Here is a 7,249-nt window from a genome sequence, read left to right as displayed (position 1 = left end):
CAAAGAGGCAGGCATGAACAATGATACCGGCCAGACCAAATCTGATGATTTGTGTCCGTCCAAACAACCCCTTCACAAATGCAACCACACCAACCGGACGGTCAGCACAGCCACACCCGACAAGGGTTAAAACTTTGGCATTGACTATCAAGCACACTGTTGAGTTCTCAAACAACCGACGCACACCGTCAGACCCGCAATCTTTCCGATCGCTTCCCTGTCCGGGGCAGTTCCTCTAACGTACCAGGCTCTTTCGGACTTTTCCAAATCCCCGCCGGCCTGCTGGCCGAGAGAATTCTTCGACTGCCCGAATGAATTCCGGTACCCATTTTAGCCGTCGTCAAAAACATGATCTTTGACGATGTGGCGAGGTGGGAAAGCCTCCCGGTAGACCGCGGCGCTAGCCGCTCTGTCTACGATCGGAGGCAACCTCTGTAACTTACCCTATCACGCTCTCCGGCGCAAGGTTCCTGTTCAGGATCCTTGGTTGGGGAGGCGATCTGGCAAGCCCCCGCCCAGTTCCGGAGCGCACTAGGCTACTACGAGATCTGGGTTGGTTTCCACCCCGGGACCGGCCAGTCGCGCTTCTCGCGCTTCCTGTCCGTATCTCCCTGTCGGGCGAACAACGGGAACAGTACACAGCCACGGGCGTACACGCAAAATTCGCTTGCCGGCCAGCCTCGGACCGGCCAGATCCTGCGGATCTGCCGAGGCGTGTCCGCAGGATCCAGCAGGTCCGCCGTCACTCCACCGTGACGGACTTCGCCAGGTTCCGCGGCTTGTCGACGTCGTGCCCCAGGGCCAGGGCCGCGTGGTAGGCGAGCAGCTGCAACGGCACGGTGAGCAGCAGCGGGTCGAGCTCCCGCTCGTTGCGCGGCACGTCGATCCGTTCCGCCTGCAGCTCGCCCAGGTCCACGCCGGGGTGCGTGACGACGACGAGCGGGCCGCCGCGCGCAGCGATCTCGTGGAGTGCTGCCACGTTGCGATCGGTCAGCTCGTCGTCGGGTACGACGGCGACGGTCGGCACGTCCGGCGAGATGAGGGCGAGCGGCCCGTGCTTGAGCTCCGACATCTGGTACGCCTCGGCGTGCCGGTAGCTGATCTCCTTGAACTTCTGCGCGCCCTCGCGTGCGACCGGGTAGCCACGCACGCGGCCCACGAAGAACAGGCTTTCCGCCGCCGCGAGCGCCTTGGCCGCCTGCGCGATCCGCTCCTCGCCGTCGAGCACCTGCTCGATCTGCGCCGGCAGGTTCTGCAGCCCGGCCACCAGGCGGCGTCCGTCGGCGACGGAGAGGTCCCGCACGCGGCCGAGCTGGAGGGCCAGCAGGGCGAAGCCCACGAACATGGTGGTGAGCGCTTTGGTCGAGGCGACGGCGATCTCGGGACCCGCGTGCAGATAGATCCCGCCGTCGCATGCGCGAGCGATCGCGGAGCCGACCACGTTGACCAGGCCGATGACCCGTCCGCCCTTGCGGCGGATCTCCTCGACCGCAAGCAGCGTGTCGATGGTCTCGCCGGACTGGCTCACCGCCACGTACAGGGTGTCCGGCTCGATCACCGGGCTGCGGTAGCGGAACTCGCTCGCCGGCTCGGCATCGGCGGGGATGCGAGCGAGCTCCTCGATGAGGGAGGCGCCCATCTGCCCCACGTAGTACGCGGACCCGCAGCCCAGGATCTTGACGCGTCGGACGGCGCGCAGCTCGCGGGCATCCATCTCGAGCCCGCCCAGGTGTGCCGTGGCGAACCGCTCGTCGAGCCGCCCGCGCAACGCGCGCTCCACGCTGGCCGGCTGCTCGAGCATCTCCGTGTACATGCGCGGGCGGCCGTCGACCAGTCCGTGCTCGTAGGCGCTGGGGTCGACGTCCACCTCTCGCGCCGTGGTCTGCGTCCGCGTCAGGTCGCGGCGGAACGTCGTGAAGCCCGACGCCGTGACGGTCGCCAGCTCGCCGTCGGCCAGGTGCGCCACCGTGGTGGTGTGGCGCACGAGCGCCGCCAGGTCGGAGGCGATGAACATCTCCTTGTCCCCCACGCCGACCAGGAGCGGGCTGCCGTTCCGGGCCACCACCACGCGGTCCGGGAAGCCGGCGTGCACGACGGCCAGCCCGTAGGTGCCCTCCACGGCGTCCAGCGCGTCGACGACCTTGCCCTCGAGCGTGCCGGCGTCGGACAGGGCGACGAGGTGGGCGAACACCTCGGTGTCGGTGTCGCTGACGAGCGACACGCCCTGGTCGGCGAGGCGCGCACGCAGCGCCGCGGCGTTGTCGATGATGCCGTTGTGCACCACCGCCACCGCGCCGCTCTCATCCGTGTGCGGGTGGGCGTTGGCGTCGGTCGCGGGACCGTGCGTCGCCCACCGGGTGTGGCCGATGCCCACCCGCCCCGACATCCGCTTGGGCAGCACCTCGGCGAGGTCGCGTACGCGCCCTGCGCGTTTGGTCACGCGTACCTGGGAGCCGACGACGGCGACACCCGCCGAGTCGTAGCCCCGGTGTTCGAGCCGCCCGAGCGCCTCCACGAGCAACGGGGCCGCGTTCTGGCCGCCGACGTAACCGACGATTCCACACATGCTGGTGCTCCTTCGGAAAAGATATTGAGGGCCGAGGCCGGATCAGCCGTAGATCATCCGACGAAGCTGCCGCTCGCTGAGCTGCGGAGCTGCGACGACCCGCTCCTCCAGCTCGACGGCGATCCGCGCGAAGATCTCAGGGTTCTTGGCCCCATAGGTCTTCAGCTCGGCGTGGCGCTGTCGGACGACGTCCTCGACCGGCGTGGCGAAGTACGCCACGACGTCGCCGACCACCCGCGCCGCCTCGGCGGGCGTGAGACCGGTGGTCGCCGCCACGTGGGCGACGAGGTCTGAGGACGTCTTCATAGCGAAGAGAGTGGCTCCCCCGGCGCCGAGTAGCAATTTCTTGCCCGTAATCGGGCAGGACGGAACGCCAGAAGTGTCCGGACATGCGAACGGCGGCCGCCCGCTTGTCAGCGAGCGACCGCCGTCGCATACCGGCGCAGCCGGTCAGGGATGCGTCACTCCGACGTCGCGACCGCCAGCGTCTTCTTGCCGCGGCGCAGCACCGCGTGCTTCCCGTGCAGCAGGTCCTCGGGGGCGAGAGCCGCCTCGTCCGACGTCACCTTCACGTTGTTCACGTAGGCGCCGCCCTCGGCGATCGCACGGCGCGCGGCACCCTTCGACGCCACGAGCCCCGAGCCGACCAGGAGGTCCGCGACCAGGTCGCCGGCCTTGGCCGTCACTCGCGGCAGCTCGGAGACCGCCCCGGAGAGCGTCCGCGCGTCGAGCTCGTCGAGCGAACCACGGCCGAACAGGGCCTGGCTCGCCGCGATGACCGCCGTCGTGGCGCCGGCGCCGTGCACCAGGGTGGTGACGTCGCCCGCGAGCGCCTTCTGGGCCTCACGTGCGAAGGGCCGCTCGGCCACCTCGCGCTCGAGCTCGGCGATCTCCTCCTGGCTGCGGAACGTGAACACCTTGAGGTAGTTCACGACGTCGGCGTCGGCCTGGTTGAGCCAGAACTGGTAGAAGGCGTACGGGCTGGTCATCTCCGGGTCGAGCCAGATCGAACCGCCCTCGGACTTGCCGAACTTGGTGCCGTCGGCCTTGGTGATCAGCGGTGTCGTGAGCGCGTGGGCACTCACGCCTTCGGCCTTGCGGAGCAGCTCGACGCCGGCCAGCAGGTTGCCCCACTGGTCGTTGCCGCCCAGCTGCAGGGTGATGCCGTGCCGCCGGTACAGCTCGCGGTAGTCCATGCCCTGCAGCACCTGGTAGCTGAACTCGGTGAAGCTGATGCCCTCGTCCGAGCTGAGCCGCCGCGCGACGATGTCCTTGGACAGCATGGTGCCGAGGCGGAAGTGCTTGCCGATGTCGCGCAGGAACTCGATCGCCGACATCGGGCCGGTCCAGTCCAGGTTGTTCACCATCTGCGCGGCGTTGTCGCCGTCGAAGGACAGGTGCGGCTCGATCTGCCCGCGGATGCGCTCCACCCAGCTCGCGACGGTCTCGGGCGAGTTGAGCGTGCGCTCGCCCGAGTCGCGGGGGTCACCGATGAGACCCGTCGCGCCGCCGACCAGAAGGTATGGCCGGTGCCCGGCGTCCTGCAGCCGGCGTGCGGTCAGGACCTGCACCAGGTTGCCGATGTGCAGCGACGGGGCCGTGGGGTCGAAGCCCACGTAATAGTCCACGGTTCCCTCGGACAGCGCAGAACGCAGCGCGGCCTCGTCGGTGGACTGTGCCACCAGGCCTCGCCATTGCAGCTCGTCGAGGATGTCGGTCACCGTGGTTGCTCCTTGTTTCGTCGGCGCGGCGAGGTCTCGGCCGCGCGGCGAGCCGGTCGCCGGCTCGCTGGTCCTAGTCTGCCCGACGACGGGCCGTGGACGCGCACCTGTCCGGCGCACACGGACCCTTGACCTCGACCAAAGTTGAGGTATGAGGATCAGGTCATGAGATCTGGCTCCTCCCGGCGTACCCCGGGCCTCCGTCCCCCGATGAGTTCCGGCACGCGTCGTCGTCGAACGTTCCATGGATACAGAAATGCTTCCGCGTTCTACCGTCCCGTCGGGCAGGGTTGAACCATGAGCAACGAAGAGATGCCCGGCTGGAAGCGGAACGTCGGGCTGTTCCTGACCGGCCAGACCATCTCCCTGCTCGGTTCGATGCTGGTGATGTTCGCGGTCATGTGGCACCTGACCATCGAGACCCGGTCCGGGTCGGTGCTCATGCTGAGCATCGTGTTCGGCATGCTGCCGCAGGCGTTCATGTCGATCTTCGGCGGCGTCTGGGCCGACCGGCACTCCCGCAAGCTCCTGATCATGGGAGCCGACACCACGATCGCGGTAGTGACGCTGGGTCTGGCCCTCCTCATGGTGAGCGGCGTCGACGACCTGTGGGTCATCTACCTGGCGCTGGCCGTCCGGTCGGTGTTCGCGGGCATCCAGACGCCCGCTGTGAGCGCGATGATCCCCCAGATCACGCCGGCCGATCAGCTGATGCGCGTCAACGGGATGTTCCAGTCGATCCAGTCCGGGATGATGCTGCTCGCCCCGGCCCTGGCCGCCGTGGTCTACGCGTCGTTCGACATCGTCGCCGTGTTCTTCGTGGATGCGGCGACCGCGCTGATCGGCGTCGGCATGCTCGCGCTGGTCAGGGTGCCGCGGCTGGTGCGGGCCGATGTCGAGGCCGGTCCGGTCAGCTACTTCGGCGACCTCGTGGCGGGCGTGCGGTACATCGGCTCGAACGCCCCGCTGAAGTGGCTGATCGCCCTGTTCGCTCTGGTGATGTTCCTGGTCGGTGCACCGAGCTACCTCACTCCGCTGATGGTCACCCGCACGTTCGGCGACGAGGTTTGGAAGCTGACCGCCAACGAGCTGTTCTGGGGCGGCGGCATGCTGCTGGGCGGCATCATCATGGCCAGCGTCGGGCCGCGGATCACTCGCCGGGTGCGGCTCATGGTGGGCTCGGTGCTTGCCACGGGCGTGCTCGTCGCAGGGCTGGGCCTCTCCACGAACATGTGGGTGTTCTTCGGGCTCGGCCTGCTGATCGGCATCACGTTCGCCACCCTCAACACGCCGGCCTTCACCATCATCCAGGAGCGCGTGGAACCCGAGATGCAGGGCCGGGTCTTCGGCTTCGTCGGAATCGTCATGACCGTCGCGATGCCGCTGTCGATGGTCGTGTTCGGCCCGCTGGCCGACCGGTTCTCCGTGGAGTCGCTCCTCGTCCTGGCCGGGGTCCTGCTGGTCGCCGTGCTGGGCGCGATCCTCGCCGTCCCCGCCGCCCGGCGTTCCCTGGCGCAGGTCGACGTGGCGCCGGAGCCTGTCGGCGAGGCCGTTGGCGAAACCGCTGCCCAGGCCGTCGGTGAACCCGCCGCCGAGGCAGTCACCGAGCCGGCAGACAAGCCGGTCGAAGTCGCCGGAGCAGCGCGCGTCGACCACCTGTAGCCCAGGCAGCACGCAGGGCGGAGGCCGGTCCCGGGAGGTCACGGGGCCGGTCTCCGCCACACCCCGGCGCCTGCGGTCCTGTGCCGCAGGACACAACCGGTCGGCTCGGTGTGCGTGCCAGTATTGAGGAGTTTCCTTAGACGGCTGTCGTGCGTTCGGAAGGCCCCTGTGAGCACCCCCAAGATCTATGCCCTGCACGAGAACCCCGAGTGGTTCCCGCCGTTCGCCGAGGCCTTCGCTGCCGAGGGCGTCGAGTACGTCGAGTGGGTCCTGACCGACGGGGTGCTCGACCTCGACGATGCGCCGCCGGAAGGCATCTTCTGGTCCCGCATCTCGGCGAGCAGCCACACTCGGGACCACGCGCTCACCAAGGACTACTCCCGCGCCGTGCTCTCCTGGCTGGAGGCGTACGGCCGCCGCACGGTCAACGGCCGCCGAGTGCTCGAGCTCGAGGTCAGCAAGGTGGACCAGCTCACGGCGCTGCGCGCCGCCGGGATCGCCACGCCGCGCACGGTGGCCGCCGTCGGGCGGGACCAGGTGCTGAAGGCCGCGCAGGGTTTCCCCACTCCCTTCGTCACCAAGCACAACCAGGGCGGCAAGGGTCTGGGGGTCCGCAGGTTCGACTCGTTCGACGAGCTCGCCGACTACGTCGGCTCCGACGAGTACGAGGAGCCGGTGGACGGCATCACGCTGATCCAGGAGTACGTCGTCGCGGCCGACGGCGGCATCACCCGCGTCGAGATCGTGGGCGGCGAGATGGTATACGCCGTGCGCGGGGACACCGAGCGCGGCGGGTTCCAGCTCTGCCCCGCCGACGCGTGCGCCATCGACCCGGAGACGGGCCGCCCGGTCCCGCCCGTTGGCGCGACCATCTCCATGGCGCCCGACGAGGAGTGGGGCCTGTTCTCCGAGCGCGAGGGCTACGACGACCCGGTGGTGGGCAAGTACCTCGAGTTCACGAAGCGGCACGGCATCGAGGTCGCCGGCATCGAGAACATCCGGACCGCCGACGGCCGGGTGCTGACCTACGACGTGAACACCAACACGAACTACAACAGCGACGTCGAGCGGGGCACCGCGAGGTCGGGGCCGCGCGAGATCGTGCGCCACCTGGCCCGGGTGCTGCAGGAGACCTACCCGGTCTGACAGCCGGGTGCCGGTGCTAACTCGTTGACTTCGGTCGCTTGGGATGAGATCGGTCGCTTGATTGACCGATCTCATCCCGAGCGACCCAACACAAATCCAGGAAACCCAGCCCGTGACAGGTGCGCCCGGGGGCTGGGCCGGAGACCCAGACGGG

Annotated in this window: 5 protein-coding genes; 2 read left to right on the top strand and 3 right to left on the bottom strand. The window is 68.6% G+C overall.

Annotated features, from left to right (window positions below; all coding sequences use genetic code 11):
* Nucleotides 1–742: 742 nt before the first annotated feature.
* The 3 genes from glmS to tyrS all read right to left on the bottom strand — a co-directional run bounded on the left by glmS (nucleotide 743) and on the right by tyrS (nucleotide 4,287).
* Nucleotides 743–2,566 carry a glutamine--fructose-6-phosphate transaminase (isomerizing) gene (gene glmS / locus AB0F40_RS26965; protein ID WP_357475297.1) on the bottom strand — a complete coding sequence of 608 codons (1,824 nt, stop codon included), beginning with the start codon at nucleotides 2,564–2,566 and terminating at the stop codon, nucleotides 743–745.
* Between the two features lie 42 nt (nucleotides 2,567–2,608).
* The gene (locus AB0F40_RS26960) at nucleotides 2,609–2,872 is read right to left on the bottom strand and encodes a hypothetical protein (RefSeq protein ID WP_357475295.1); all 264 of its coding nucleotides are present in this window, start codon (nucleotides 2,870–2,872) and stop codon (nucleotides 2,609–2,611) included.
* 155 nt (nucleotides 2,873–3,027) lie between these two features.
* Nucleotides 3,028–4,287, bottom strand: a complete 1,260-nt coding sequence (gene tyrS / locus AB0F40_RS26955; protein ID WP_357475293.1) for a tyrosine--tRNA ligase — start codon at nucleotides 4,285–4,287, stop codon at nucleotides 3,028–3,030.
* 297 nt (nucleotides 4,288–4,584) lie between these two features.
* On the opposite strand from tyrS, the gene AB0F40_RS26950 reads away from it, so the two are divergent.
* Nucleotides 4,585–5,949 (top strand): MFS transporter, encoded by a 1,365-nt coding sequence (locus AB0F40_RS26950; RefSeq protein ID WP_357475292.1) that lies wholly within the window; start codon nucleotides 4,585–4,587, stop codon nucleotides 5,947–5,949.
* Nucleotides 5,950–6,117: 168 nt separating this feature from the next.
* The gene (locus AB0F40_RS26945; protein WP_357475289.1) at nucleotides 6,118–7,095 is read left to right on the top strand and encodes an alpha-L-glutamate ligase; all 978 of its coding nucleotides are present in this window, start codon (nucleotides 6,118–6,120) and stop codon (nucleotides 7,093–7,095) included.
* Nucleotides 7,096–7,249 lie beyond the last annotated feature (154 nt).

This window comes from Promicromonospora sp. NPDC023987 (assembly GCF_040639055.1).
Lineage (GTDB): Bacteria > Actinomycetota > Actinomycetes > Actinomycetales > Cellulomonadaceae > Promicromonospora.
The sequence above is the reverse complement of the archived record's forward strand: the minus strand, read 5'-3'. Positions and strand labels throughout refer to the sequence as shown.

What these genes read in the sequence shown, in the direction of transcription:
- glmS (WP_357475297.1), bottom strand. Translation starts at nt 2,566, where the DNA reads ATGTGTGGAATCGTCGGTTACGTCGGCGGCCAGAACGCGGCCCCGTTG.
- AB0F40_RS26950 (WP_357475292.1), top strand. Translation starts at nt 4,585, where the DNA reads ATGAGCAACGAAGAGATGCCCGGCTGGAAGCGGAACGTCGGGCTGTTC.
- AB0F40_RS26960 (WP_357475295.1), bottom strand. Translation starts at nt 2,872, where the DNA reads ATGAAGACGTCCTCAGACCTCGTCGCCCACGTGGCGGCGACCACCGGT.